General features: G+C 34.9%; 26 protein-coding genes. 3 read left to right on the top strand and 23 right to left on the bottom strand.

Going from position 1 to position 25,940, the window contains the following annotated elements; all coding sequences use genetic code 11:
- Positions 1 to 56: 56 nt before the first annotated feature.
- The 12 genes from FVB9532_RS15350 to FVB9532_RS15405 form a co-directional block, all read right to left on the bottom strand.
- Complete coding sequence (locus FVB9532_RS15350) at positions 57 to 1,217, bottom strand: beta-ketoacyl synthase N-terminal-like domain-containing protein (protein WP_150546065.1); 1,161 nt, start codon at positions 1,215 to 1,217, stop codon at positions 57 to 59.
- Positions 1,218 to 1,426: 209 nt separating this feature from the next.
- On the bottom strand, positions 1,427 to 2,710 hold the full coding sequence (gene bioA / locus FVB9532_RS15355; protein ID WP_150546066.1) for an adenosylmethionine--8-amino-7-oxononanoate transaminase: 1,284 nt from the start codon (positions 2,708 to 2,710) through the stop codon (positions 1,427 to 1,429).
- Entirely contained in the window at positions 2,707 to 3,330 is a 624-nt protein-coding gene (gene bioD / locus FVB9532_RS15360; RefSeq protein WP_150546067.1) for a dethiobiotin synthase, read from the bottom strand. The genes bioA and bioD overlap by 4 nt, the downstream gene beginning before the upstream one ends.
- Positions 3,327 to 3,743 carry a putative signal transducing protein gene (locus tag FVB9532_RS15365; RefSeq protein WP_150546068.1) on the bottom strand — a complete coding sequence of 139 codons (417 nt, stop codon included), beginning with the start codon at positions 3,741 to 3,743 and terminating at the stop codon, positions 3,327 to 3,329. The genes bioD and FVB9532_RS15365 overlap by 4 nt, the downstream gene beginning before the upstream one ends.
- A complete protein-coding gene (locus FVB9532_RS15370; protein WP_150546069.1) occupies positions 3,740 to 4,876 on the bottom strand; it encodes an 8-amino-7-oxononanoate synthase in 1,137 nt (378 codons plus the stop codon). The genes FVB9532_RS15365 and FVB9532_RS15370 overlap by 4 nt, the downstream gene beginning before the upstream one ends.
- Position 4,877: 1 nt before the next feature.
- Positions 4,878 to 5,294, bottom strand: a complete 417-nt coding sequence (gene mnhG / locus FVB9532_RS15375) for a monovalent cation/H(+) antiporter subunit G (RefSeq protein ID WP_317132299.1) — start codon at positions 5,292 to 5,294, stop codon at positions 4,878 to 4,880.
- Positions 5,284 to 5,592 carry a monovalent cation/H+ antiporter complex subunit F gene (locus FVB9532_RS15380; protein WP_150546070.1) on the bottom strand — a complete coding sequence of 103 codons (309 nt, stop codon included), beginning with the start codon at positions 5,590 to 5,592 and terminating at the stop codon, positions 5,284 to 5,286. Before FVB9532_RS15380 ends, mnhG begins: the two co-directional genes overlap by 11 nt.
- Positions 5,589 to 6,065, bottom strand: a complete 477-nt coding sequence (locus FVB9532_RS15385) for a Na+/H+ antiporter subunit E (RefSeq protein ID WP_150546071.1) — start codon at positions 6,063 to 6,065, stop codon at positions 5,589 to 5,591. Before FVB9532_RS15385 ends, FVB9532_RS15380 begins: the two co-directional genes overlap by 4 nt.
- A gap of 1 nt (position 6,066) precedes the next feature.
- Positions 6,067 to 7,581 (bottom strand): proton-conducting transporter transmembrane domain-containing protein, encoded by a 1,515-nt coding sequence (locus tag FVB9532_RS15390; protein ID WP_150546072.1) that lies wholly within the window; start codon positions 7,579 to 7,581, stop codon positions 6,067 to 6,069.
- On the bottom strand, positions 7,582 to 7,938 hold the full coding sequence (locus FVB9532_RS15395) for a Na+/H+ antiporter subunit C (protein WP_150546073.1): 357 nt from the start codon (positions 7,936 to 7,938) through the stop codon (positions 7,582 to 7,584).
- Position 7,939: 1 nt separating this feature from the next.
- Entirely contained in the window at positions 7,940 to 8,353 is a 414-nt protein-coding gene (locus FVB9532_RS15400) for a Na+/H+ antiporter subunit B (RefSeq protein WP_150546074.1), read from the bottom strand.
- A 12-nt stretch (positions 8,354 to 8,365) separates the two neighbouring features.
- The gene (locus FVB9532_RS15405; RefSeq protein ID WP_150546075.1) at positions 8,366 to 10,678 is read right to left on the bottom strand and encodes a putative monovalent cation/H+ antiporter subunit A; all 2,313 of its coding nucleotides are present in this window, start codon (positions 10,676 to 10,678) and stop codon (positions 8,366 to 8,368) included.
- A 203-nt stretch (positions 10,679 to 10,881) separates the two neighbouring features.
- Between FVB9532_RS15405 and FVB9532_RS15410 the strand changes: the two genes are divergently transcribed.
- Both FVB9532_RS15410 and FVB9532_RS15415 read left to right on the top strand, forming a co-directional pair.
- Positions 10,882 to 11,400, top strand: coding sequence for a DUF2975 domain-containing protein (locus FVB9532_RS15410; protein ID WP_150546076.1), 519 nt, complete (start codon positions 10,882 to 10,884; stop codon positions 11,398 to 11,400).
- Between the two features lie 11 nt (positions 11,401 to 11,411).
- On the top strand, positions 11,412 to 11,615 hold the full coding sequence (locus tag FVB9532_RS15415) for a helix-turn-helix domain-containing protein (RefSeq protein WP_150546077.1): 204 nt from the start codon (positions 11,412 to 11,414) through the stop codon (positions 11,613 to 11,615).
- Position 11,616: 1 nt separating this feature from the next.
- Here the strand turns inward: FVB9532_RS15415 and FVB9532_RS15420 are convergent, their stop codons facing one another.
- From FVB9532_RS15420 to FVB9532_RS15445, 6 genes are all read right to left on the bottom strand, one after another.
- The gene (locus FVB9532_RS15420; RefSeq protein ID WP_150546078.1) at positions 11,617 to 12,057 is read right to left on the bottom strand and encodes a hypothetical protein; all 441 of its coding nucleotides are present in this window, start codon (positions 12,055 to 12,057) and stop codon (positions 11,617 to 11,619) included.
- A gap of 88 nt (positions 12,058 to 12,145) precedes the next feature.
- Positions 12,146 to 14,788, bottom strand: coding sequence for a TonB-dependent receptor (locus FVB9532_RS15425; RefSeq protein ID WP_150546079.1), 2,643 nt, complete (start codon positions 14,786 to 14,788; stop codon positions 12,146 to 12,148).
- 153 nt (positions 14,789 to 14,941) lie between these two features.
- Entirely contained in the window at positions 14,942 to 16,198 is a 1,257-nt protein-coding gene (locus FVB9532_RS15430; RefSeq protein WP_150546080.1) for a M23 family metallopeptidase, read from the bottom strand.
- A gap of 82 nt (positions 16,199 to 16,280) precedes the next feature.
- Positions 16,281 to 17,054, bottom strand: coding sequence for a DUF3108 domain-containing protein (locus tag FVB9532_RS15435; RefSeq protein ID WP_150546081.1), 774 nt, complete (start codon positions 17,052 to 17,054; stop codon positions 16,281 to 16,283).
- Between the two features lie 303 nt (positions 17,055 to 17,357).
- The gene (gene hppD / locus FVB9532_RS15440) at positions 17,358 to 18,518 is read right to left on the bottom strand and encodes a 4-hydroxyphenylpyruvate dioxygenase (RefSeq protein ID WP_150546082.1); all 1,161 of its coding nucleotides are present in this window, start codon (positions 18,516 to 18,518) and stop codon (positions 17,358 to 17,360) included.
- A gap of 101 nt (positions 18,519 to 18,619) precedes the next feature.
- Positions 18,620 to 19,789, bottom strand: a complete 1,170-nt coding sequence (locus FVB9532_RS15445) for a homogentisate 1,2-dioxygenase (protein WP_150546083.1) — start codon at positions 19,787 to 19,789, stop codon at positions 18,620 to 18,622.
- A gap of 244 nt (positions 19,790 to 20,033) precedes the next feature.
- Between FVB9532_RS15445 and FVB9532_RS15450 the strand changes: the two genes are divergently transcribed.
- Positions 20,034 to 21,062 (top strand): LLM class flavin-dependent oxidoreductase, encoded by a 1,029-nt coding sequence (locus FVB9532_RS15450; RefSeq protein ID WP_150546084.1) that lies wholly within the window; start codon positions 20,034 to 20,036, stop codon positions 21,060 to 21,062.
- A gap of 46 nt (positions 21,063 to 21,108) precedes the next feature.
- Here the strand turns inward: FVB9532_RS15450 and FVB9532_RS15455 are convergent, their stop codons facing one another.
- The 5 genes from FVB9532_RS15455 to FVB9532_RS15475 form a co-directional block, all read right to left on the bottom strand.
- A complete protein-coding gene (locus FVB9532_RS15455) occupies positions 21,109 to 21,657 on the bottom strand; it encodes a hypothetical protein (protein WP_150546085.1) in 549 nt (182 codons plus the stop codon).
- 14 nt (positions 21,658 to 21,671) lie between these two features.
- Entirely contained in the window at positions 21,672 to 22,220 is a 549-nt protein-coding gene (locus FVB9532_RS15460; protein ID WP_150546086.1) for a hypothetical protein, read from the bottom strand.
- Between the two features lie 13 nt (positions 22,221 to 22,233).
- On the bottom strand, positions 22,234 to 22,785 hold the full coding sequence (locus FVB9532_RS15465; protein WP_150546087.1) for a hypothetical protein: 552 nt from the start codon (positions 22,783 to 22,785) through the stop codon (positions 22,234 to 22,236).
- Positions 22,760 to 23,155: a hypothetical protein gene (locus tag FVB9532_RS15470; RefSeq protein WP_150546088.1), complete on the bottom strand. Its 396-nt coding sequence runs from the start codon at positions 23,153 to 23,155 to the stop codon at positions 22,760 to 22,762. Before FVB9532_RS15470 ends, FVB9532_RS15465 begins: the two co-directional genes overlap by 26 nt.
- Positions 23,156 to 23,696: 541 nt before the next feature.
- The gene (locus FVB9532_RS15475; protein WP_150546089.1) at positions 23,697 to 25,937 is read right to left on the bottom strand and encodes a patatin-like phospholipase family protein; all 2,241 of its coding nucleotides are present in this window, start codon (positions 25,935 to 25,937) and stop codon (positions 23,697 to 23,699) included.
- Positions 25,938 to 25,940: the final 3 nt, after the last annotated feature.

Genomic DNA, 25,940 nt, shown 5'->3' on the forward strand with positions numbered 1-25,940 from the left:
AACACTATGCGTTTCAGGAGGATTTACTGTTTTAAACTCCCCACTAAAGTAATATTTTATTGTTTAGAAACAATAATACTTACCGCATTTCCGCCAAAACCAACTGCATTCACCATAATGTTCTTTAAACGACTTTGGGTATCATGAATATTTTCAAAAAAAGGATTCTCGATAAATTCTTGTTGCTGAAGCATTAACAAAGCCATTTCTAAACTCATTGCTCCGGAAGCTCCAAAAGTATGACCTATTAAAAATTTGTTGGACGTGATAAGCGGAAGTTCTTCTCCAAAAACAGCCTTTATTGCATTTAACTCTGCCCAATCTCCTTTTTTTGTTCCAGGAGCGTGCATAATCACCATATCTACATTTTCTAAGCCTGATTGAGCTAAAGCCATTTTCATTGATTTTTGTAAACAACTAGCATCTTTAGAAATCGAAATACTATGTACTAAAGTTTCAGAAGCGTAGCCCCAACCCGTAATTTCAGCTATTGAATTTTCAGCGGAAGTAGAAATGCAAAAACTAGCGGCAGCTTCTCCTAAAATCATGGTGTTATTATTCTTATCTATCTCTAGACTCCTGTTAGGGAATTTTTCATTTTCGTCATACTTCGCATATAATTTAACGGCATTCATCTGGGCGATGGTAAACGGCGTTAACGGTGCTTCGCTCCCTCCCACTAAAAACTTATTCACCATTCCGCTTTTTAGCCAAGCAATAGCATTGGTTATGCTGTGCAAAGCTGTAGAACAGGTAATAGAATGACTAATTTCAGGACCATTTGATTGCAAATCCTGTAAAACCCAAGATGAAATATTCCCTAAAGTTGTCGTTGGAGAAGCTAAGGTAGAAGTAATTCCTTCTTTCAAAAATTGTTGGTGGTATTTTTCAAATAGAAAAGTAGCACCACGGGAAGAACCTATATTTACTCCGAAATCTTCTTGATTCCAGTTAGCATTTTGAAACGCTTTTCTGGAAGCCAGCATAGCATATAATACCGAAGGATCTAAGTCCTTATATTTTGAATTTTCTATTTGAAGTGCTTCAATTTCGTCTTTAGCTTCTATGGACAATTTTGAAACATAAGTTTTCTTCCCTTCAAATTCTTCAACTTGAAATAATGGTTGACCTAGTTGATAGTGCTTCCAGATTTTTTCTGAAGTATTTCCCAGTCCAGAAATAGAAGCAAAAGAATTAATGTAGATGTTATCTTTCAAAAAAGTTTTTATGCAAATATCAGAAAGAATAAAAAAACTCCGAGCAAGAATGTTCGAAGTTTTAAAATTAGGATACCCCAACCCTAATTTTTACATTAACCCTTAATAAAATTACATTGATAATATTACATTTATTTAATTAAAATAAAAAGAAAAAGTCATCAATTTAATTAAAAATAAATATATTTCACACAAAAACACACTACTCCTTAACAAACATCTTCTCTCAATTCATCCAATAAATTTAAAATAGCTTCATAAATTCTATGGAGCTGACTTTTTGAAATCACGTATGGACAGGCTATATAAATGGTTTTCCCTAAGGGTCTTAAATAAATGCCTTTCGACATAAAATAATTATATATTTTATCTCTTAAATTCCCGTAACGAGACATTTCTACCGAAAGGTCTAAGGCAAAAATGGTTCCCTTACAACGGGTATTTGCTACCAACGGATGATTTTTTACTTGCTCGTTAAAAGCTAAATGATGTTGGTGAATTTGCTGAATATTTTGCTGCATCTCCGGAGAAGTCAATAACTTAATCCCTGCTAATGCAGCCGAACAAGCTAATGGGTTGGCCGTATAGGTATGCCCATGGAATAAACCTTTGGCAATATTGTCATCATAAAAAGCATCGAAAACCTTTTGCGTACAGGAGGTGGCTCCCATTGGCAACAATCCGGCGGTTAAAGCTTTAGACATACAAACGATATCGGGTTGGGTTTGTAAATACGCTGAAGCAAAGTTTTTTCCGGTTTTACCGAAGCCGGTCATCACCTCATCGGCCACCAAGATGATATCTTTCGATTTACAGAACTTTAAAATTTCTTCCAATCCTTCTTCATGATGCATTTTCATCGCAGCAGCACCTTGCACTAAAGGTTCGTAAATAAACCCTGCTAAAGGGCTTTGCTGATGGATTTCTTCTAACTGCGATAAAATCTCTTGAGTGTTTTCTCCATTAGGAACGGGAATACGTTTTACTGCTATAAAATGTTCTTGAAAAGCCCCATTATAAACAGAAAGGTCTGAAACCGACATCGCTCCAAAAGTATCGCCATGAAAACCTTCTTCAAAAGCCAACATCACTTTACGGTTGTTTTGTTGGTTATAATGGTATTGCAAGGCCATTTTTATCCCTATCTCTGTCGCGGTAGATCCATTATCGTTGAAGAAAATTTTCTGTTGTCCTTCCGGAAGAATATTCACTAAGGCCTCCGCTAATTGGATAGCGGGTTCATGGGTAAAACCGCTAAATACCACTTGGTCCAATTGCTGCATTTGTTCTGTAACTTTCTGGAGAATATATTCGTTACAATGCCCATAAACTGCCGTGTACCAAGATGAAATTCCGTCGATGTATTCTTTTCCGTTTTCATCGGTCAAAATCACTCCTTTGGCTTTTTTAATTGGCAGCATTTTCTTTTTCAATTTGTGCTGCGTTAAAGGATGCCAAATATATTGTTGGTCTTTTTCTATTAAATTGCTCATAGACTTTTCAATTTTTCCCGAAATAATTCAGCATATTCTTTGACCACATTTTCATCAAAATAAGGTTCTTGATCGATTCTTCCCAACACTGGAACCTTTGTCATTTTTTCAATAATCGCTTCAGTAGTAGGATGTTTTTCCCCACTAAAAATAATTCCACTACAAGTTAAGCCCCTGCTTTTTAAGGCTTCGATGGTTAAAAGTGTATGGTTAATGCTTCCTAAATAATGACGGGAAACCACGATAATTTTATCTTCTTTCTGCATTAAATCTGCAATGGTTTCTTTTGAATTTAACGGAACCAACACCCCTCCAGCCCCTTCAACTACTAAATATTCATTTTTAGTTTGGGGACGTTTTATATTTTCAACGTTAAGTTCAACCTCCTCAATTTTTGCAGCAGCGTGCGGACTCATAGGTGTTTTTAACGCATAAGCATTGGGATGAAACTTGGTGTGGCTATTGCTAATGAGTTTTTCAACTTTATGAGTATCAGAATTTTCTAAATCGCCGGCTTGAATAGGCTTAAAATAATCGGCCTCCAACGCTTCGGTAATAATAGCAGAAGCTACCGTTTTACCGACTTCGGTTCCGATTCCCGTCACAAAAATATGTTTCATTCTAGTTTAAATTTCGTTTTGCAATCTTCACAACGGTATTCGTATTTCGTATAAATTGGGTAAAGTCCGAAAAGCAAAAAATTAAATACAAAGGCTAAAAATGATTTTACATCATTCACATTGGTAAAATAATCGATTTTGGTACTCTCACAATTTGGGCAATGAATGTGATGCCCTTGATCGTCTAAAGAATATTCGCTTAATTCTTCTAAAACTGCTTTAGCTCTCGCTTCGTCTTTTGCCGCAACAAAGAGTTTAACTCCACCAATCGCATTACTCACCAAAGGATCTGTATCAATCGTGTATTGGTCTGCCATATAAACCTGAATTTCTTCTGCTTCTAATCTGCCTTTAAAGATCTGGGCTTCCGTAGAAAATTGATAAGTGGCAATTTTCACTAAGTTTTCTTTCATTTCAGTTCGCTTTTCAAACACTGCAAAACTGAGAAAATTTCTTCTTTAGAATTATAACTATGCAAACAAAAACGCAAGCGCTCTTCTCCCTCCGGAACGGTTGGTGATAAAATGGGTTTCACCATAAATTCTTGCTGTTGGAGCGCTTCAGCAATATTCTTCACCTCTTCGTTCCCAGGTATTAAACATGACTGAATGGAAGATTTGCTTTTGATGAATCTTGAAGTAAGTTGAAATTCTTCTACTTGTTGCTGAAAATAGTGAATGTTTTGCTGAAGCTTTTCTTTTGCGGAAGAACTTTCTAAAACTTGATAAGCGGAAGAAATAGTAGCAACCGCATGTGGTGAAATGGCCGTAGTGTACATAAAGCTTCGCGCAAAATTGATAAGGAATTCTTTTAGTTGAGCGTTTCCTATAACTGCTGCCCCGTGAGCTCCCAAGCCTTTCCCAAAAGTCATTATCCTAGCAAAAACCTTGTCTTGTAAATTTTGCTGTTGAATAACTCCTTCTCCTCTTGACCCAAAAACTCCTAGTGCATGTGCTTCATCTACTATTAAAAAAACATTTCTCCTAGAACAGTAATTGACAAGTTTTTCTAAATCGGGAGTGTCTCCATCCATTGAAAAAACAGATTCGGTTACTATAAAAATATCCCCACTTGTAGTTAGCTTGTCTACTTTTCGTTTGAGTTCGTTTAAGTTATTATGCTTGAATTTATAGGTTTTTGCTAAACTCATTTGCAAACCGTCACGAATGGAAGCGTGAATTAATTCATCATAAAACACAACATCGCCTCGTTGTGGAACGCTACTGAAAAAACCTACATTCGCATCGTAGCCCGAGTTAAATAATAAAGCAGTTTCTGCTTGATGAAATTTTGCTATTTGTGCCTCCACTTCTTCATGAAAATGGGTGTTTCCCGAAATTAATCGTGATCCGGTAGCACTATTTACTTCCAGGTTTTTCTTTTTAAGAAGCTGAATAGCTTCTGTATAAATGGTTTTGCTTTTAGCTAAGCCTAAATAATCGTTCGAGTAAAAATCAATGCCCTCTGCGTTCACAGAAAGCGAGCGAAGTGATTTTTTTTCTTTACGTTGTTGGAGTTTACTTTGTATTCCGTGGGGATACTTCATTTTAAATTAAATCTGATTCCCTATCGGGTTCTTCTTTCATTTTTTCTACATCTTCTATATCCTCTCCACTAGAGAGTCTGTGAGAATTGGGGCGGTATTTTCCTTCCAGCTCATCCATCACTGATTTTTCCCACATTTTATTTCCTGAAAAATAGGAAGCCCTTGCAATTAAATGCGCTCCTACAGGTGAGGTTAAAATAATAAACAGAATGATTGCCAATACTCTTGAAGTCACTGATAGGTCATTAAAATAAATAGCTGCACTTGCCAATAAAAGTCCAACACCCAAGGTAACAGCTTTCGTCGTTACCGATATCCTCAGGTAACTATCGGGCATTCTTACAAAGCCTACTGCCGCCAATAATATAAACAAGGCGCCTAAACTGGAAAGTATGATGATTAAAATATCACTCAGCATTATCTTCTTTCTTTTTCTTTTCTCTTTTTTTTCTATTTCTCTTCTCTAAATAATAAGAAAACGCAACGGTACTTAAAAAGGCGATAAGCCCCAAGATCATAGCGATATCTAGAAAGGTAGATTGATAGTATACAATACTATAAACTGCAATAATGGTAATACCAATAGTGATCAATAAATCTAGCGCCACTACCCGGTCTGCAATACTTGGCCCGAGTACAAATCGGCAAAAAACCAAGAGTACAGAAATGGCTAAAATAGGCAATATGATATAGTATAAATATTCTTCTATCGTCATCTTAAAATCTCTAATAAACGCTTTTCAAATCCGTTTTTAATATCATCAATAAAAGCCTGTTTATCTTTTAAATACATCGCATGTACGTAAAGTACTTTTCTATCATCTGAAACGTCTAGACTTAAAGTTCCGGGAGTTAGGGTAATTAAATTGGCCAGTAAAGTTATTTCTAAATTGGTTTCGGCTTCTAAAGGAACCCTTACAATTCCGGGCGTCATATAAAAAGTGGGGGTAATCACATCGTAAGCTACTTGCAAATTTGCCTTTAACAATTCCCATAAAAAGAAAAATACAAATCCAATGAGCTTCGGAAGAATTTTGAAATACTTAGCACTTCCCCTTCCTTTAGTAATCACATACAGAATGATAAAACTTAATACAAAACCAAAAAAATAATTGGCAAAGGTGAAATCCCCTGTAATGGCCACCCAAATAAACGTAAGCAATATGTTAGATAAAAATCTGTTTTTCATCTTATTCTGTTTGTGGCATTACTGCATCAATATATTGTTGTTTGTTCATTAATTCTGAAGCTATCCTTTCTGAAACTTGTTGAATATGTTCCGCTCCAAAACCAATATACAAAGTTACCCCAGCCAGCATAACAATAGGCAAAATAAATTGTACTTTTTTGGCTTTCGTCATTTTTTCAAAATATAAAAAATGGGGACGAGGTTCAAGCACTGCTCCTTTTTTCCAAAACACTTCCGACCAAAGTTTAGCAATCACAATTAAGGTTAATAAACTAGCCACAATAATTAAGGCCAACAACACATAATTATCAGTGTTTAATGCAGCTGTAAGTAATGAAATTTTTGGCCAAAAACCTGAGAAAGGAGGAATTCCTATTAAGGATAGAAACGGAATGAACATCAATAAACTTAACTTCGGGTATTGGTCATATAGATCTCCCAAGAGTTTTACATTGCTGGTTCCTTTAATTCTATAAATCAGCCCACTTATCATAAACAAGTTGGTTTTTAAAACTATATCGTGAATAAGATAGAAAATAGTCCCTACTAAAGCTACTTTAGTAAACATTGCCAAACCACCAATCATAAAACCAATATGACAAATGATTAAGTAAGAAAATATCTTTTTAATATTCTTCTGTACCAATGCTCCTACACCTCCAGAAAACAGGGTTAAAATAGCAATCACTAGTAAAATTTGTCCTAAGAAAACATCGTTGGTAAAAATTAAACTAAAAATCCTGATTAAGGCATAAACCCCAACCTTAGTGAGCAAGCCTCCAAAAATCGCAGAAACGGCTGAAGGCGGTGTATGATACGATGCAGGCAACCAAAAGTATAAAGGAAATACCGCTGATTTAATTCCGAAACCTACTAGAAACAAAATAGCCGCTACTTCTACTAGTCCACGATTTTCAAGTTTTGGTACTAAAACCGATAAATCTGCCATATTCAACGAACCAGCTAAGCCGTAAAGTACTGCAATAGCTGTTAGGAAAATAATAGAAGCTAAAATGTTTAACGTAAAATATTTTACAGCACCTTCAATTTGTGCTTTTTCCCCGCCTAGCGTAATTAACACGAAAGATGAAATAATAATAATTTCAAACCAAACATATAGGTTAAAAATATCTCCGGTTAAGAAAGCTCCGGTTAATCCCAATAGCAAAAAGTGATAAATAGGAAAGTACCCAAAACGCAATCTAGCCGGAATTACAGAAGCCGAAGAAAAAAAGGAAACAGCTAAACCAGAAATGGCTGTTAATAGCACCAAGGTAGCTGCTAAAGTATCTGCTACAAAGGTAATCCCGAAGGGTGCTTTCCAACTGGCGGCTTGAACGGTTTGCGTACCTGAAGTCCAAACTTCATAGAATAAAAGTCCCGACAGAAATACGGCTACAAAACCTCCTACTATACTAATTACTTTTTGCACATTGATTTTCGTCCAGAAAAACATGAGCAAAATAGCTAACAGCAATTGAAATAATAATGGATATAATAAAAGTTGCTCTGTCATTTACTTAATATCTTCGTCTATAGTGTTCATTTCATCTAAATCATCTGTCTTCACCACTTGATAAGCTCTTTTTATCAAAATAATAGCAAAAGATTGTAAGCCAAAACTAATCACAATGGCTGTTAATATTAACGCCTGCGGAACGGGATCTGCATAAATTTCAGTAAAAACTTTAGAACCTTCCGGGATGATTGGCGGATGCCCTTTGGTAATTCTACCTAACAGAAAGATAAGTAAATTCGCTCCGTTACTAATAATGATTAAACCTATAATGAGCTTCACCAAACTTCGGCGTAGCATCATATACAATCCTGCCGCATAAAGTAATCCTGTTATTATTGCTAGTAAAAACTCCATATTAAGCAGATTCTGAAATTGTAAAAATTATAGTTAAGGTTACACCTTGCACCACAATATACACCCCAATATCAAAAAATAAAGCGGTATTGAGCTTTCCTATCACAGGAATTGCGTGGTGCATCCAAAGGCTTGTCATAAAAGGCTCGTCTAAAGCTAATACAGGTAAGATACCGCTCAAAAAAGCTACCGACAAACCTACCGGCATTAAGAAGCCCGGATGAAACTTTAGTAATCGTTTTGTGTTTTTTAATCCATTGGCAAACGCATGCAACACAAAAGCGATAGAGGCAATTAAACCTCCCACAAAACCTCCTCCCGGTAAATAATGCCCTCGTAACAATATAAATATTGAAAAAAGCAACAATATGGGAAGCAAGTAATTAGATGCTGTTCTTAATATAAGTGTTTTCATTATGCTTTTTCCTTACTTTTGATAACGTTCTACACTTTTTAACCTCAACTTTAATAAACCAAATACACCAATTGCCGAAATTGCCAATACTGAAATTTCTACCATGGTATCTGCCCCCCTAAAATCTACCAAAATCACATTCACTACGTTTTTTCCGTGTGCCAATAGATATGCATTTTTCGCATAAAAATCAGAAACTTCAGAATTAACGGGCTGCGCAAGAACTTCTAATGCTAAGATGGTAATTAATCCTCCAAACGCCAAAGATAAAATCCCATCCCTTATCCGCATCTTATAATCGGAGAGCTTTAAATATTTGGGTAATCTATACAATACTAATACAAACAGAATTACCGTAAGGGTATCAATAGCAAATTGCGTCATTGCTAAATCTGGCGCACTGTAAAATACAAACAACAAACAGATACAATAGCCCATAATTCCGGTAGCAACTACCGCTGCTAATCTTGATTTAGCAAAAACTATTAAGCCGATAGCTAAAATTAAGATCGATAGAATGACGATTTCATAAACCGTTAGTTTCGCAAAAGAGGAATAGTCTACTCTATAGGTGGTTTCTTGCAATAAGGTAAATGCCATTAAAATGATAAGAAACAAGGTAATGGTAGAAACATAATTTCTTAAATAGCCATTTTGAAATACATTCGTCCAAAAAGCAGAAAACCTAGCAAAAGCCCATGTCATCTTTTCCATAATGTACTTCGGGGAAACTTTGTCAAATTTCGCTATAAAACTTATTAGCTTATGAGAAGGTTTCAGTAGAAAATACAGTAAAATACCAGAACCAATGGTCAAGGCACTTAAGCCTAAAACCGGAGTGAACCCGTGCCATAATTTTAAATGCACTTCTGAAGCTTCTAAACCTATTGACCAAAGTATGGGTTTAATTAATGTATTTTGAATAAGCACAGGAAAAATCCCAAAGACAAACCCTAAAGTTCCTAGCAGAAGCGGAGGGAACCATAACCAAAAAGGAGGTTTTTTCACATTTTCATAGCGTTTTGGAAGCTTGCCCACAAATGGCTTTATACCCGCCACATAACCTGCATAAGAAATCAAGACATTGGTAATAATAGCCAATGCGGTAAGCAATACCACTGAATTTTCCATATGAAGTGTTCCTTCATAAATTAAGTCTTTCCCTACAAATCCCACACTTGGTGGAATCCCGGCATTTGAAATTGCGGCTAACAGGGCTGCAATAGCCACTATCGGCATCACTTTTCTCAATCCTGAAAGCTGAGTCACATCCCGCGATTTTGCTTGATGATCTACCGCTCCGGTAATTAAAAATAAAGTAGCTTTATAAAGGGCGTGTACAATAATAAATACTGCTGCCGCCAAAAAAGATTCGTGGGTACCCAATCCTATGAGAAACACTAAAATCCCCAATGCTGAAATGGTAGAATAAGCTAAAATCCCTTTCATATCGGTTCTAAAAAGCGCATGAAATGCTGAATAGACCATCGTAACTAACCCTACAATAGTTAAGGTGGTATTCCAAAAATCGGTTCCACCCATCACCGGACTTAATCTAAACAACAAATAAACTCCTGCTTTCACCATCGTTGCCGAGTGCAAATAAGTAGAAACAGGGGTGGGTGCTTTCATCGCACCGGGCAACCAAAAATGAAATGGAAATTGAGCAGATTTGGTAAATGCTGCTCCAAAAATTAAGCAAGCTGCCAATATATAATATTCGTGACCTAATATTAAATCACGATTGGCCAACATTTCCGAAATATTATAGGTACCGGAAATATTCCCTAAAACAATTCCACCGGCCAATAGTAACAATCCGCCTATCCCTGTAATTCCTAAAGCAGTCAAGGCTGATTTTCGAGATGCAGGATTATCGTTATTAAAGCCAATTAAAAAGAATGAACTTATACTGGTTAATTCCCAAAACACAAATAGGGAAATAATATTTTCAGATAGCACCAAGCCCAGCATTGCCCCCATAAATACACTAAGATATCCGTAAAATCGGTCTAGGTATTTATGCCCTTTTAAATAGGCTGAAGTATAAGCAAAAACCAAAGTTCCTATTCCGGTAATCATTAAACAGAAGAGCAACGAAAGGCCATCGAGCTTAAAACTTAGGTTAACGCCCAGACTAGGAATCCAAGAAAAATTTTCTTGTATAAAATTATGGCTCGATACATCACCGATAAATCGAGCAAAATAGATAAACAACCCTAAAGGTATTAGTGTAGAAAGTATGGAAAGTTTGCCTTTTACTAATTTGCCACCAAAAAGCAACAGTACAGCAAAAGCAAAACCCGTTAAAATGGCTATTAGCATATTTTTTCGACTATAGCTGCAAATATAAGGGTTATAAATGATTTTAAGACACGATACGAGTTCTTCGAACTAGGGTTTAACAACTTGATAACATTCTCAAAGTTTCTTCAATTTATATAAATAAAAAATAAAAATTAAGGAATATTATTGTTTTTCAATAATTAATTTTATTTTTATTATCGTTAATCGATAATTTTTTAACCATGAAATCCATACGTATATTATATTCCATTATAAATATTCTTTGCTTTTTAATAGGCTTTCATATTATAGCTGCCCTTTTAGCTATCTTTTTGGCCATTATATCCTTAGATTTAGATGCTTTACGACATCTAGCTACTCCATATAAGCATTATAATCACTGGGTAATTATAGTATCTATCTTAAATATAGGAGCTTTAATTCTGTTTTTTTTAGGCTTATATGATTTACGATTTATTATAAAGACATTTTTAAAAGGTTCTATTTTTTCACAGAAAGCCTCTACATATTTTAAATATGCAGGGATATTTTTCTCCATTTCTGCTATTGCCGGGATTAGCGCAAGAATAATTTATACGCTAACAGGTATCAATTTTAAAACCGATAATGTTCCTGAACTTGCTCCACGCTACTTTTCGCTTCTCTTCTTTGTTCTAATCATTGGTTTAACTTTTACGATGATTTCTAAAATAATTAAGAAATCTGCCGAACTTAAAGAAGAAAATGAACTTACTATCTAATTAAATCAGTTATGGCGATTATTATCAACTTAGATGAACTATTACAGCAACGTAATATGAAATCGAAAGATTTGGCGGAAAAAATAGGGATCACCACCGCTAACCTTTCCATCTTAAAAACAGGGAAAGCCAAAGCGGTACGTTTTTCTACCCTAGCGGCTATTTGCGAAGTGTTAGATTGCCAACCCGGCGATATTTTGAGCTATGATAAATAAATTAAAACCAAGCTGCCCATGGAATCATGGCCAAGATGGCGATAAGCGCTAAGGGATAAAATATAGCAAGCATTTTAAATTTAGGAGCAGACGATAATTTCTTCTTGTGCTTTGAATAACCAATAGTAATTAATACTACGGCAATAATCATCATTAACGGATGTTCTACATTATACATTCTTAAAACACTGTCGCCCATAATCTCTTTTACAGGAACGCCTTCTGTAAACCAAACGATCTTTGGTGAAATAAAGAACAGCACAATTCCTATCAACAATTGAATATGTGTACAAATAAGAGCAAATAATGAAATCCTGAAATCACGCGGGCCATAAGAACGTTTAGAAATCACTCCCGTAATTGCATTTAACGTAGCTAGAATCACTACCAATAATACTAAATATGCCCAATACGAATGAAGGTAATAAATTGCTCTGTACATAATAATTATTTAGAAGTGTAAAGATAATTTTTTTGAATAAAAAAACCGCTACAAACAGTAGCGGTTTTTAATTTCTAAGAAAAGAATTTTAGAATCTATATTTTACGGAAAAGTTCCAAGTAGTTCCATTTCCATAGAAATAGCCATAATTATCTTTTTGACTAATGTATTCGTGATCTAAAACATTATACATATTTCCTGTAATGACAAACCTTTGCCCTCCTAAATCTAAATTGTAAGATGCTCCTAGATCAAATAAAGAGTAAGAGTTTAATTCTTCCGATTGATAGGTTTCATTGTTTAGACTTGCTAAAGCAACATCTTCCACATCTACAAAACCATACAGATCTGTATAGTAATTCCAATCTAGACTTACTGATAACTTTTCTGGAATAGCAATAAAGTTAGCTCCTAAACCAGCTGATGTTTGTGGTGCTTGACCTACCTTAACATCTTTTAAATCTATGTTTTTAGTTTCAACTAAACTATTAGTATCATCATTATTAATTCTTACAGGAGTTGAGCCATCATAAACCCAATCCCCTAAAGTGGCATAACCTCTAATCATCCATCTAGTGTTTGGCTTATATGTAGCATCCAATTCTAACCCTTTGTGAACCTGAGCAATATCGGTAAATAAAAACCTTGCGTTTTCAATATCCTGGTATTCTCCGGTAGAACTCAGGAACCTATTTTCCCAACTTGTATAATAAGCATTTAAGTTTAACTGAAAATTACCTTTTTCAAATTTATACCCGGCTTCAAAACCAACAATTTCTTCATTATCAACTTCAGGATCTGCTAACTGGGTATTATCTGCATAGCTAGGAAATACATTATCTAAAAATGGTTGTCTAGAATAGTTTCCTGCATTCGCAAAAACTGTATGTCCTTCTATAAAAGTCCAAGAAGCACCTCCTTTAATATTATATCCTGTTTTATTAATAGTTTTAGATTCTTTGGTTCCTTCAAAATTCCCCCTATCTTCTCTCTTATAAGATTGATTGGAAATAGCTCCTTGAGCGAATACTGAAAATTCATCGTTGGCCCATTCAACTTGACCAAATCCTCCTTGGTAATTAATATTTTCTGAATAATCATAATCGATTCTTTGATTTTCATCGGCAAAATCAAATAACGCAGCCCAAGGGTCTGGATTAAAAGTCTTGGTAACAATATTATTATCATTACCACCAAAGCTTTCTTGAACCCCATCAAGACCTAGCAAATCAGTTATTTGTCGAAAATGATCTCCTTTATAAAATCTAAAATCTGCACCTACATTAAAAGTAAGGTTTTCAGAAATATTATTTTCATAATTCATCACCGTTCCATACCAAGCATGATTATTCACTGATGCTCTCAAAACAGTACCTTCATAACTTCCCGGTTTTGCATATCTATTCCCATTTGCATCTGGAGTGATAGAAGCATTGTAAACATTTTCAATGTATGTCCAATCTATTAAACCATTACTTGCATTAAAAGCACCTCTTTGTAAGTCTTCATTTCCATTAGGATATCCACTTATATAACCAGGGCCATTCCCATAAGTACCGGTTCCCCCTCCTCTACCAAAAGAAGCATATAGTACTGTAGAAAGATTTGACTTTTCTGAAATATCCCAATCCCAGTTTAAGTTAAGAACTGGTTTATGATAATAATTTCTTCTAGAAGTTAAATAATCTCCATTATTAAAACCATAGTTATTATTATACTTTAATCCATATTCATCATATAATTTTAAGTCTTTAGAAAAGTTTTGATCGTGCCATTGTGGAGCTCCTGTTAGCAAAAAGTTGAAATTATGATTTCCTGCTTTTTTACCTACAGAAAAGAAATAATTTTGACCTTGACCTTTTGTTCCGTTTGCCCATTTACTATGTGCTTGCCAGTAATCTAAAAGAAAAGAAAAGCCCCATCCATTGTCATTAATACCAGTATCATACGAAACGGTACCTTTCATATAGCTACCATTTCCCACTAAAAATCTAGCAAAACCCCCTTCTGTTCTATTTGTAGCTTTGGTTACAATATTAACAGTTCCTCCTACTGATGAAATTGCCAACTTTGATGAACCTAAACCTCTTTGTACTTGTACAGCATTAGCAATATCTGCCAAACCTGCCCAATTCGACCAGTACATATTACCGTCTTCCATTCCATTAATGGGCTGACCATTTAATAAGAAAGCTGTATTAGACTGTCCAAAACCCCTCACGAACATTTGAGAATCACCGTATCCGCCAGAAGCATTGGAAACATAAACGTTCGGAGTATTCTTTAAAATTTGAGGAAATTCAACGTTCCCTACTGCCCTTTTTTGAATCTCTTCACTTGTTACAGTAGAAACAGCGATAGGTGTTTTTCTATCTTCCTCTAAATCTATCACCCCTTTTCCAACTACTACTATTTCCCCAAGAGCATTTGCATCTGCTTCTAGGCTAATTTCCCCTATGTCTATAGTTTCTCCATTGTTTACCGAAAAACTAACTCTTTTTTTAGCAAAACCTAAATAGGATATCACCAGCTCTCCTTCTGAATTTTGTACTTCTAAGGAAAACACTCCATCAAAATCTGTAGTTGTACCATTGGAAGTTCCTGCCTCCATAACATTTGCTCCTGGTAACGGCATATTTGTTTCAGGATCTGTAATGGTACCTGTAAGTTTACCTTGAGCAAAAATCACACTTGTTGCTAAAAGCAACATTATTGTAAATAGCTTTTTCATTTTGCAGTTTATTATTTAAAATTAGTTTGCACTGCAAATGAAGCTACATATTACTTTTTAAATTTTAAGAAGGCATTAATAGTAAGAAAGCGGGTTTTAAAAAAAAGTTATGCAAGCATTGAAATTTTAATATTTTCATAACATTCAAGAAGCTTACTTTGGCATTTTTTTGAAAGGAAGGCTATCTAGCTCTTTCTTTAAACTTTCAATAGCCATAAAATAATCAGGCTTTAATTCTTCTTTTAAAGGCTCTGAACTTGGTAAGTTTTGTTTGAAAGGATCTACTTGTTTCCCGTAAACCCAAAAACGGTAACAAACGTGCGGACCGGTAGCCAAACCTGTACTTCCCACAAAACCAATGATATCACCCTGTTTTACACGCTGCCCTACTTTTACATTCCGTTTGGTCATGTGTAAATACTGTGTCGTATATTTTTCGTTATGTCGAACTTTTACATAATTACCGTTTCCACGCGTATAACTGGATTTAATGACCACGCCATCTGCAGTGCTCCAAATTGGAGTTCCTGTAGGAGCGGCATAATCTGTACCTAAGTGCGCTTTCCATCTTTTCTGTACGGGGTGAAACCTTCTTTTGGTATATCGGGAAGAAATCCTCGAAAATTTTAAAGGGGCTTTTAAAAAGAAGCTTTGCATAGAATTGGCCTCTTCATCATAAAATTTAGGGAAACCACTTAAACTATCCTTTCCAAAGCTAAAAGCATAATAAGGGCTGTCGTAATGTTTAAAAACAGCAGCTTCAATGTTTTTAACTCCGCCATAAATGGTATCGTTAATCCAACGTTCGTTATAAATTAATTTGAATTGATCTCCTTTCTGGATTTTAAAGAAATCTATTTTCCATTGGTATATATCTGAAAGCTTATCGGTAAGTAAAACGCTTAAACCAGCATTATCCATCGCTTCGGAAAGACTGGAAGTAATAACTCCAGAAGTCATTTTTCTTTTCACCGAAACGGGTTTTTTATTTTTAAAAGAACGAACAGAATCCTGCAAATCAATGACCGTGTAATTAATCCGGTCGTTTTCGTAAATAAATGCTTTTACCGTTTCTGAAGTATCTTTCGACTTTAAAATGGTATATGGTTTTCCGGCTATAATTCGTGCCGGGTTAAAGGTGTCTTTTACTTTTTCTGAAATTAAATAAACCTCTCCTCGGGTTACGCCATTGGCATCCATAATTGCTCCAAAACTATCCCCTGGCCTAATGGTATCTCTCACCACTTTATAGTCATTCAATACAAAACCATATTCCTTAATTTGTGGAGGAGCTTTCTTTACTTCTTTAGTTTTCTCTGCAATTTCTTTTTTAGGTTCTTCTTTACAGGAAATAATTAATACGCAAAAACAAAAAAGTGTAAGTATAGAATATAGTTTTCTCAAAAGCATAAAATTTTAGGCAACAAAATTATTTAAAGCAATACTGTTTTACAACTCGAAACCATGTATTTTATTACTTATAAGAAAATATTTATTTCATTTCTATCGTAAAAGGGTGTTTTAATTTTTTAAAAGCTTCTAAATCGGCGTCTAATGAACCTACCGCAAGATCTGCTTCAATCTTTAAAGGCATTTTATTTTTATCGTCGCTTACCCAAAACGTTAAACTTTCTTCTTCTTTAAAAATGCGGTCTGCTTGCACGTATGGTCGAAACTTCAGTGCTTTCATTTTACCAAACTTAGTTTTTATGGTTTCCCTTCCTAGAAAAACCGTCTTAAAACGGTAGTTTTCTTCATCAAAAAATAAGTCTACCATAATTTCATCTCCTTCTTGAATAGTCTCGGGGTCAATTTTATTCCGAAGAAAATAAAAAACCGACATCATATCCTGCACATTATGATGTATGCTGAATTTCTTTTCTGAATTATCTTTTAAGTTCTTTACCAAAGCTTCATTGGATGCTTGGTCAAAATAAATAACTTTATTCTTGGTATGTCCACCTTCGTTTATATCCCTTTTAAATTTTAAAGGAAGCTGCGAAGTTTCTTCAATATAAGTTTCATAAGTGTCATCTACTTTAAAAAATAAATCTAACAGCCCTGTCGATTTTCCTTTTCCTACTACGTGGTAAACATTTTTACCTTGAAAGGTTTCTTCTTTTACTTCCAACGTAGCAAAACTGGCATTAAACCATCCATAATGAATTCTAAATTTAAACCATTCGCCATCTTGATAGGATTTTTCTTGTGCGTGAAAAGAAAAAGTAGTGACAAAAAATATAAGTAAAAAAAGTAGTTTTTTCATAGTATTAATAGCTATAGGGTTGGTTCTTTAGTATTCTCATTTTCAAATACTATTCCAAAGGTATTAAAAAAGAAAAAGCCCCATCAAAATTTGATGGGGCTTTATCCTTATTAACCAACTAAAACTTAAATTTATGAAAAAAATCTTCTCAAATCATTTTTGGCTAACCACTTCCAAAAATGCTGCGCAAAAGTACTGTACAAGTACCTTACACACAACAAGAAAATTATATTTAACTATTCTCAAATCAAATAATTACCAAAAAATCATTTTAGCTGACAATTCATTAAAATTTTTAATTTTTTATAACGTTCCTCGTAATTGCTGCTCTCGTTCAATAGACTCAAAAAGGGCTTTAAAATTACCTGCACCAAAGCCTCTAGCCCCCATTCGTTGAATAATCTCGAAGAAAAGTGTAGGTCTATCTTGTATTGGTTTAGTGAAAATCTGTAATAAATAGCCTTCTTCATCGGCATCAATCATAATTCCGAGACTTTGAAGAAGCTTGATATCTTCATTTAATTCGTGGCTAAATTCTTCTAACCTACCGGGTACCGCATCGTAATAAGCTTCCGGTGGATGAGAAAGAAACTCTACCCCTCGAGCTCTTAAATCGCCTACAGTTTTTATAATATCGTCGGTAGCCACGGCAATATGCTGAACCCCGGGACCTTCATAAAAATCTAAATATTCTTCAATTTGAGATTTCTTAACTCCTTCAGCAGGTTCATTTATAGGAAATTTAATTCTACCATTCCCATTACTCATCACTTTACTCATTAAGGCAGAATATTCAGTATGAATTTGCTTATCGTCAAAAGATAGGAAATTGACAAAACCCATCACATCTTCATACCATTTTACCCAAGTGTTCATCTCGTTCCAACCTACATTTCCTACCATATGGTCTATATATTTTAGCCCTACCGGCTCGGGATTATAAGGAGAGACCCATTTTCTATAACCGGGTAAAAATTCACCCTTATAGTTTTTACGCTCTACAAACATATGAACGGTTTCTCCATACGTGTAAATTCCGGCTCTTATAACTTCACCGTCTTCATCTGTTTCAACTTTCGGTTCCATAAAAGATTTAGCGCCCCGCGAAGTGGTTTCTTCCCACGCTTTTTTAGCATCTTCTACCCAAAGTGCAACTACCTTCACTCCATCACCGTGCTTTACTAAATGCTCATTGATAGGATTTTTAGAACTTAAGGGTGTCGTAAGTACCAGTCTAATTTTATCTTGTTGTAATACATAGGAAACAGAATCTTTATTCCCTGTTTCCAATCCTGAATAAGCTTTAGATTGAAAACCGAAAGCTGTTTTATAGAAATGGGCTGCTTGCTTTGCATTGCCTACATACAATTCAACATAATCGGTTCCCAAGAGGGGCAAAAAATCTTGCGCTCCTTCAAATATTTTTTCTAATCCGTAATTAACTGATTCTATTTTTTTACTCATTTTATTTCTTTTAAATTTTAAATTATTTCCCATTAAAACACTAGCTGGTTGGTTACCACATCGCTCTTGCTTGCGCGGAAATATTTAATAATTGCTTTTCACTAATCATGACTTCCGTCTAACCAAGATTTATGATACGAGTCGTCTGCGATTTTCAAACCTTCTTCAGTCACTTGCAGCGGACGAAAGGTATCTACCATTACCGCTAACTCCTCGGTTCCGGTTTGGCCAATACTTCTCTCTACAGCTCCGGGATGCGGACCGTGCGGAATTCCCGCCGGATGCAAAGAAATATGCCCGGCTTCAATATCATTTCTACTCATAAAATCGCCATCTACGTAATACAAGACCTCATCACTATCTATATTACTATGGCTATACGGCGCAGGAATAGCTTCAGGATGGTAATCATACAATCGCGGACAGAAAGAACAAACGACAAATGCATCGGTTTCAAAAGTTTGATGTACTGGTGGCGGTTGATGAATTCTTCCTGTTATCGGTTCAAAATCGTGAATGGAAAAGGCGTAAGGATAGTTGTAACCATCATACCCCACTACATCAAAAGGATGCGTAGCATAAACCATATCAAAAATTTCGTTATTCTTTTTAATTTTGATTAGAAAATCCCCTTTTTCATCATTGGTCTCCAATTCTTGGGGTTGCCGCAAATCACGCTCACAAAAAGGAGAATGTTCTAACAATTGCCCAAAATAATTCCGATATCTTTTTGGCGTATAGATAGGCCGGTGAGATTCTACGATAAATAAACGGTTGTTTTCATCATCAAAATCTAGTTTGTAGATGGTACCTCTAGGGACCAGTAAATAATCTCCATATTTAAAATCTAAGTTCCCGAGCTGGGTTCTTAATTTTCCGGTGCCTTGATGAATAAAAATAAGTTCGTCACAATCGGCATTCTTATAAAAATAATCTTCTGTTGATTCTTGTGGAGCTGCTAAAACTATACTACAGTCCTGATTGGTAAGTACAGTTTTTCTACTTTCCAGATAATCTGGCGCCGGCACTACTTGAAAACCTTTAAACTTATAAGACTTCAAATTATTAGCTACTGCAATTTTTGGACTTACATCGTAACTTCCTTTAATTTCTTTTACCTGTGTGGGTCGGTGTTCATGATACAGGTTAGACGACATTCCATCAAAACCAATGGTTCCAAATAATTGCTCGTAATACAAGCTTCCATCAGGTTTTTTAAAAATTGTGTGCCGCTTATGGGGTATCTTTCCTAATTTATGATAAAATGGCATAATTCACTTGTGGTTTTTACAAATATCGCAATTTTTTTTCGTTTAATTCAAACGTTTGAAATGCTTGTTCCTAAAATTTTTCGATACCTAAAATCTATTCCATCATTTATAAAATTGAAGGCTATTTCTGTAATGAAAGAACATCTTCTTCGATTAATTGATAGAACTAAATTTCTAGATGAAAGCTATTTATTTTTCTGTAAAAAAAGTGAATAGTTTATCTGTTAACCTCAATCAATTTTAAATGAAAGATATAAAAATAGGCATCCTCGACCAATCTATTGTTCGACATGGTGCCACTGCCCGTGAAGCTTTATTGGAAACTATTGAAACGGTAAAATTAGCCGAAGATTTGGGCTATAACCGCTTTTGGGTTTCAGAACATCATAATTCACCATCTATTGCCGGCTCTGCCCCGGAAGTTTTGATGGTAAAATTGGCAGATGAAACCAAAACAATTAAAATTGGTAGCGGTGGAATTATGCTCCCCAACCATAGTGCTTTTAAAATGGCCGAAAATTTTAGAATGCTGGAAACACTTTTTCCCGGACGTATTGAAATGGGAATGGGACGTGCTCCGGGTGGCGACCGTGTTAGCGCCATGTTATTAAACCCTTCTAATACTTTTAAAGAAGAAGATTATTTGAAGCAGATTGACCATTTGCAACATTTTTTTAGAGATACGGCAGCTACCGAAAATGGCAGAATTTATGCCATTCCACAAGCAGAAAGTGTTCCCTCCCAATGGATTTTAAGTTCTAGTGGTGGAAGCGCAAAAATTGCTGCTGAAAAAGGACTCGGCTTAGCTATTGCTAAATTTATCAATGGAAATGTACCGCCGGAGGTGGTGAAAATTTACAGGGATAACTTTAAGCCTTCTGAAAGTTTACAAGAGCCAAAAGTGCTACTTTCTTCTTTTGTGATGTGTGGGGAAACGGAACAAATTGCCGCCAATATGCGAAAGTATATGGATTATACCTTGGTACAGTTTGAAAAAGGGAATTTTGGAAAACGCCCGGCGTTTAAAGAGGTGGAACAATATGCGTTTTCTACTTATGAACAACAGCGCATTGAAGCCAATAGCAACCGAATTATTTCAGGAACGCAAGACCGAGTAAAATCCGAATTAGAACAACTTGCTGAAACATATGACGTTGATGAATTGGTGATCACCACGATGAGCTACGACAAACAACTTCGATTAAAATCTTTTAAGTTAATTGCCGAGGCGATGGATTTGAAGCCTAAACTTACAGAGAACAAACTTGCTTAATAAAAACGTCCGGCAATTGCCGGACGTTTTTTAAAGATTATTTTATTTATTCTTCAACTCTAAACTCCACCCAAGGAATACCTTGCCAAACTATACTGGTATCTAACCTATAACGATTGCAATCTTCTCTTCCGATTACATAAATACTTGCATCAGCAAGAAAAGCATATGAGCGGTTTTTTTCCAATGTGATGTTAATTATCAGTTCATAAATCCCAATTTCTTGATTATAAACCATATAATACCTATTTGATGAATCCCCTTTCTTTCCCTTATTAATTAACACTTCATTCTCTGAGAATAATTCTTCAAAATGAAACACCAATAGTGGTGATTTATCTTGGGTCTCCATATAAAAATCTACTTCATCCCCTAAATAGGTGTTGCTTGAAGGTAAATTTAAGGATAAAGTTAATTCATCCCCTACTTCATACACTTCCTGTTCTGGTGAAAGGCTGATTAAGCCATCGACTAAAGCGCTTGCGCCCCTATCGTCACAGTTTTCTTCTCCGGGGCAAGCCATACATAAAAAACATAGGCTTACTATCCCGAAAAGTCTACAAGAGTTTTTAAAGTTGTGGAATACAGTATACATAGCTATTAAATACATTATTCTTCAACTGTAAACTCCACCCAAGGAATACCTTGCCAAACTATACTTGTATCCAAAAAATACCTATTACAATTTTCCTTTCCAATTATATTTAAACTAGCACCAGAATGAAAAGCATAAGTAGTAACTTTCTCTAAAATAATTTTTACCTCTAACTCATAAATTCCTGTTTGGTCATCGTAGTCCATATAATACCAGTTATTATATTTCCCTCGTTTACCTACAATAACATTTACCTCATTATCTTTGAATAATTCTTCGAAATAAAAATATAATAAAGGCGATTTATCTCGGGTATCCCCATAAAAATCTATTTCATTTCCTAAATAGGTATTGCTTGAAGGTAAATTTAAGGATAAAGTTAATTCATCCCCTACTTCATACACTTCCTGTTCTGGTGAAAGGGTAATTAAGCCATCGACTAAAGCGCTTGCACCCATATCGTCACAGTTTTCCTCTCCAGGACAGGCTACACATAAAAAGCATAAGCTTACTATCCCGAAAAGCCTAAACAAGTTTTTAAAGTTGTGGAATACAGTATCCATAGCTGTTAAATAATTATTCTTCAACTGTAAACTCAATAATTCCATATTCGCTCCATTCTATATTTGTAGCTATCAGATATTCATTACAGTCACTTTTACCATTAAAAATTATATAATCATCACTAACGATGGAATAAAAACCTATTCTATCTAAAATAATTAATATTTCTAATTTATAATTACCTTCCGACTCATCATTATCCAATATTAACCAATTATCAAATTCACCCTGATTTCCCGAAATAAATTCTAACCTATTATCTTTAGATAGCTGCTTAAAACCTATCATTGTTAATTTAGGACTATTGCCATCTATTACATTATTGATATTCAATTGATTTCCAAAATAATTATTAACTACTGGTATAGTCAGCTTTAGCGTAATAGTATCTGACTTTTTATAAACTTTTTTTTCAGGTATTAATTTAATCAGACCATCAATTCTTATACTACTACCTATATCGTCACAGTTTTCTTCTCCGGGACAGGCCACAAATAAAAAACATAGGCTTACTATCCCGAAAAGTCTACAAGAGTTTTTAAAGTTGTGGAACACAGTATCCATAGCTATTAAATAATTGGTGAAGAGCATTGCTTATTGTAGGATTGTTGTTTAGCAAACGGTTTTTAAGGTCACAAACATTAAAGGTTATTTTGTGATTCATAGCTACTACTCTTTTTTTCTTAAATGGAGAATCCGGTACGTGCAGGTTATAATAATTAAAAGCTGCCTGCATATTCTCTACTGTATAAGGGTTTTTTAATTTTTCACCCAATTTAATCTTAGTGTGTACATCAGGTTTATCTTCTGATTCTTCTACCGAAAAATTAGCTTCTGTAGGAGCGAAAGAGTTTTCCTCTAAATCTTCATAATCCTCACTACAAGAATAGGCACTTAAAATTATAAGTAAGCCAAGTAACAATTTGTTTTTCATCTGTTCTTTTAATTTTTTTGTTTAAAAATATCTTAATTATGATCTAATTTTGGCTTCTCTTTTTGCTTTGAAGATTTTGGCTTACTTTTAATTTTCTTATACTCAAAAAGTCGCGTCTAATGTAATCTAAAAATCAATATACAAAACATTTATTTTTATTTTTTTCAATAAACAAAACAGTAACATGAAGAATAACCATAAAGGTAAATTATAGAATACTTTAAAGTTTCAGATTATATTTAGCGCATTGAAGCCAAAGCAACCGAATTATTTCAGGGACGCAAGACCAAGTAAAAGCCGAATTAGAACAACTTGCTGAAACATATGACGTTGATGAATTGGTAATCACAACGAGATGAGTTACGATAAACAACTTCGATTAAAATCTTTTAAGTTAATTGCCGAGGCGATGGATTTGAAGCCTAATGCTAAAATTTTATTGTTTTTTACTAAAGAAATAAAATAAAGACCATGACTTAAACCTGAAACATAAACAGTATTTAGATTATTCAAATGAGTTATGGTTTTTATTTTTTTAGCTTTAAAACCAAAACCCTAAACTAAAAAACCACTCACTTTCAGAACGCTCGGGAGAATAGGTATATTTAAGCTCAATGGGACCTAGAAAGGTTTCTAAACCATACCCTAAACCAAAGCCTGTATAATCGGGTGCAGAAAACCAGTTCCCGGTACTATATAAATCATCTTCCACGTTTGCTATATTATAGCCAAAGCTAATATGGTTTTTTTCAAAAGGTTCAAAATCCACTTCCACCAATCCCTTTATATAACTATCTCCAGAAATGCTTACAAAATCATATCCGTAAAAAGGAATTAAATTATTCACCAAATGGTTACCATAACCACCTAACGTAAAATTAAGCGCGTTCATTTCGGTTTCGCCTATTCTAAAACCTGTTTCGGCCTGCACGCGAAAAGAAAATTTATGTATTGGAGAAAAAGCATACCCAAGATAACCTTTAGCTATGTAAAATGGGGAAAAATCAAAACTAGCCTTAGACTCAAAAAGGTAAGCGTGAAAATCTCCCATAAAACGTAACCCATGACAAGGAAAGTAAGCATTGTCATACTTATCGTATTCTAAATAACCAAAAGCACTAAACAAGTTACTTTGTTCTAAAATGGTGAATGGCACCTCTTGATTGTCATTGTTTTCAATAATGGTTTCTGTCTCTAAAGCCGTATATTTATGTTCTGCTCCCATCCCAAACTTAAATGATTTTAGAAAGAAGGTTTCGGCATAAATCTGATTGGTAAAATCTTGAGAATCTACGGTTATTTTGTTGACATTGTAATCTCCTAAATTAAAATTATTAAGGACAAAACTATAGGGAACACTTTTACTAAACTGGTCGTACCTAGAATGCAACCCAATGCTCCAGTAGCTTCCTTTATCTATGTAGTAACGCGCATCGTACCTAAAATTATCGCCTGCAATAAAGTCTAGGGAAAGAATATCGTTCTTCAACAATAAACTTTTGCGGGTAAAGTTAAGTAAGGCTCCACTACGGTATAATTCATCGTAATGCAATGCTAAACGCAAACTGGTATTATTTTCATTCTCGGTAACAATAAGGTTCAAATCCTTTTTATTTTCTCCTACCTCCTTCAATTCATACGCTACCCGTTTAAAATTCCCTGTAGCTGAAAGGTTATTGATCCCTTCACTTATATCTTGATAAGGCACTTTAGTATCGGTATCTATTTTTAATTTTCCGCGGATATAATTACGGGGGTAATTATTATTTCCTGAAATACGAATATTATGTATATAAACCGAATCTGAAAGCTGAATGCGTCGGGGTTTCTTTTCAGATGATTTCTGCCGCTGCGCTAACAATTCTAAATCGGCTGTAAACTCCTTTGCTTTTTCTTCTCCCTTGTTTATAATCGCTTCCCCTTCATCAAAAGACAAAATAGTAAATGCTGTAATATCAGGTTTGATGTATAAATCGGTTTTCTTCCTTTTGGTTTTCATATCCTTAATGGTACGAAAATTATTTACTTGCGTTAAAATCTCGAAAGCCGATTGCAGTTTTTTTCGGTTGACCAAACTATCCTGTACATCTATGCCAATAATATAATCTACCCCACGTTTTTTCATTTCTTCTATAGGGTAATTATTGGTAATCCCACCATCTGAAATTAACTTCCCATTAATTTCTACCGGACTAAATAATGACGGAATTGCTCCACTAGCTGAAACCGCTTGTGGTAACGAACCTCGATCTAACAATACTTCTTCCCCGGTTTCTATATTGGTACCTATACAAAAGAAAGGAATAGGCAGCTCCTTAAAATCTTTTACATTTTCTACCGGAGCCATTAAATAAGCCAATAGATTATAGATGTTTTGACCTTTAGAAAGGCCCGAAGGAAAGCCTATTTTAAATTTGTCGAAAGGAAGTGTAATCGCATAACGCTCAGAATCTTCCCGCTCGTAAAAAGATTTTACCCCTCTCGGTAAATCGTCCTGAATTAAACTATTAAAATTAGTCTGCTTAAATATCGAATCTAATTGATGTGGCGTGTAGCCTGCTGCATATAAAGAACCTATAATTGCTCCCATACTGGTACCTCCCACATAATCTATTCGCACACCCGCTTCTTCAATTACTTTTAAAGCGCCAATATGTGCCAAGCCTTTTGCTCCACCACCACTTAACACCAAGCCTACTTTTAGATCTTCTTGAGAAGGCGAAGTTTGCCCCCACAAAGAAAAACTAACAAGTACTATGGCAAACTTAATAAGTTGTTTCATGGT

It is taken from the genome of Mesonia oceanica, from assembly GCF_902499555.1.
In the GTDB taxonomy this organism is placed as follows: Bacteria; Bacteroidota; Bacteroidia; order Flavobacteriales; family Flavobacteriaceae; genus Mesonia; species Mesonia oceanica.

What these genes read in the sequence shown, in the direction of transcription:
- bioA (WP_150546066.1), bottom strand. Translation starts at nt 2,710, where the DNA reads ATGAGCAATTTAATAGAAAAAGACCAACAATATATTTGGCATCCTTTA.
- bioD (WP_150546067.1), bottom strand. Translation starts at nt 3,330, where the DNA reads ATGAAACATATTTTTGTGACGGGAATCGGAACCGAAGTCGGTAAAACG.
- FVB9532_RS15365 (WP_150546068.1), bottom strand. Translation starts at nt 3,743, where the DNA reads ATGAAAGAAAACTTAGTGAAAATTGCCACTTATCAATTTTCTACGGAA.
- FVB9532_RS15370 (WP_150546069.1), bottom strand. Translation starts at nt 4,876, where the DNA reads ATGAAGTATCCCCACGGAATACAAAGTAAACTCCAACAACGTAAAGAA.
- mnhG (WP_317132299.1), bottom strand. Translation starts at nt 5,294, where the DNA reads ATGCTGAGTGATATTTTAATCATCATACTTTCCAGTTTAGGCGCCTTG.
- FVB9532_RS15380 (WP_150546070.1), bottom strand. Translation starts at nt 5,592, where the DNA reads ATGACGATAGAAGAATATTTATACTATATCATATTGCCTATTTTAGCC.
- FVB9532_RS15385 (WP_150546071.1), bottom strand. Translation starts at nt 6,065, where the DNA reads ATGAAAAACAGATTTTTATCTAACATATTGCTTACGTTTATTTGGGTG.
- FVB9532_RS15390 (WP_150546072.1), bottom strand. Translation starts at nt 7,581, where the DNA reads ATGACAGAGCAACTTTTATTATATCCATTATTATTTCAATTGCTGTTA.
- FVB9532_RS15395 (WP_150546073.1), bottom strand. Translation starts at nt 7,938, where the DNA reads ATGGAGTTTTTACTAGCAATAATAACAGGATTACTTTATGCGGCAGGA.
- FVB9532_RS15400 (WP_150546074.1), bottom strand. Translation starts at nt 8,353, where the DNA reads ATGAAAACACTTATATTAAGAACAGCATCTAATTACTTGCTTCCCATA.
- FVB9532_RS15405 (WP_150546075.1), bottom strand. Translation starts at nt 10,678, where the DNA reads ATGCTAATAGCCATTTTAACGGGTTTTGCTTTTGCTGTACTGTTGCTT.
- FVB9532_RS15410 (WP_150546076.1), top strand. Translation starts at nt 10,882, where the DNA reads ATGAAATCCATACGTATATTATATTCCATTATAAATATTCTTTGCTTT.
- FVB9532_RS15415 (WP_150546077.1), top strand. Translation starts at nt 11,412, where the DNA reads ATGGCGATTATTATCAACTTAGATGAACTATTACAGCAACGTAATATG.
- FVB9532_RS15420 (WP_150546078.1), bottom strand. Translation starts at nt 12,057, where the DNA reads ATGTACAGAGCAATTTATTACCTTCATTCGTATTGGGCATATTTAGTA.
- FVB9532_RS15425 (WP_150546079.1), bottom strand. Translation starts at nt 14,788, where the DNA reads ATGAAAAAGCTATTTACAATAATGTTGCTTTTAGCAACAAGTGTGATT.
- FVB9532_RS15430 (WP_150546080.1), bottom strand. Translation starts at nt 16,198, where the DNA reads ATGCTTTTGAGAAAACTATATTCTATACTTACACTTTTTTGTTTTTGC.
- FVB9532_RS15435 (WP_150546081.1), bottom strand. Translation starts at nt 17,054, where the DNA reads ATGAAAAAACTACTTTTTTTACTTATATTTTTTGTCACTACTTTTTCT.
- hppD (WP_150546082.1), bottom strand. Translation starts at nt 18,518, where the DNA reads ATGAGTAAAAAAATAGAATCAGTTAATTACGGATTAGAAAAAATATTT.
- FVB9532_RS15445 (WP_150546083.1), bottom strand. Translation starts at nt 19,789, where the DNA reads ATGCCATTTTATCATAAATTAGGAAAGATACCCCATAAGCGGCACACA.
- FVB9532_RS15450 (WP_150546084.1), top strand. Translation starts at nt 20,034, where the DNA reads ATGAAAGATATAAAAATAGGCATCCTCGACCAATCTATTGTTCGACAT.
- FVB9532_RS15455 (WP_150546085.1), bottom strand. Translation starts at nt 21,657, where the DNA reads ATGTATACTGTATTCCACAACTTTAAAAACTCTTGTAGACTTTTCGGG.
- FVB9532_RS15460 (WP_150546086.1), bottom strand. Translation starts at nt 22,220, where the DNA reads ATGGATACTGTATTCCACAACTTTAAAAACTTGTTTAGGCTTTTCGGG.
- FVB9532_RS15465 (WP_150546087.1), bottom strand. Translation starts at nt 22,785, where the DNA reads ATGGATACTGTGTTCCACAACTTTAAAAACTCTTGTAGACTTTTCGGG.
- FVB9532_RS15470 (WP_150546088.1), bottom strand. Translation starts at nt 23,155, where the DNA reads ATGAAAAACAAATTGTTACTTGGCTTACTTATAATTTTAAGTGCCTAT.
- FVB9532_RS15475 (WP_150546089.1), bottom strand. Translation starts at nt 25,937, where the DNA reads ATGAAACAACTTATTAAGTTTGCCATAGTACTTGTTAGTTTTTCTTTG.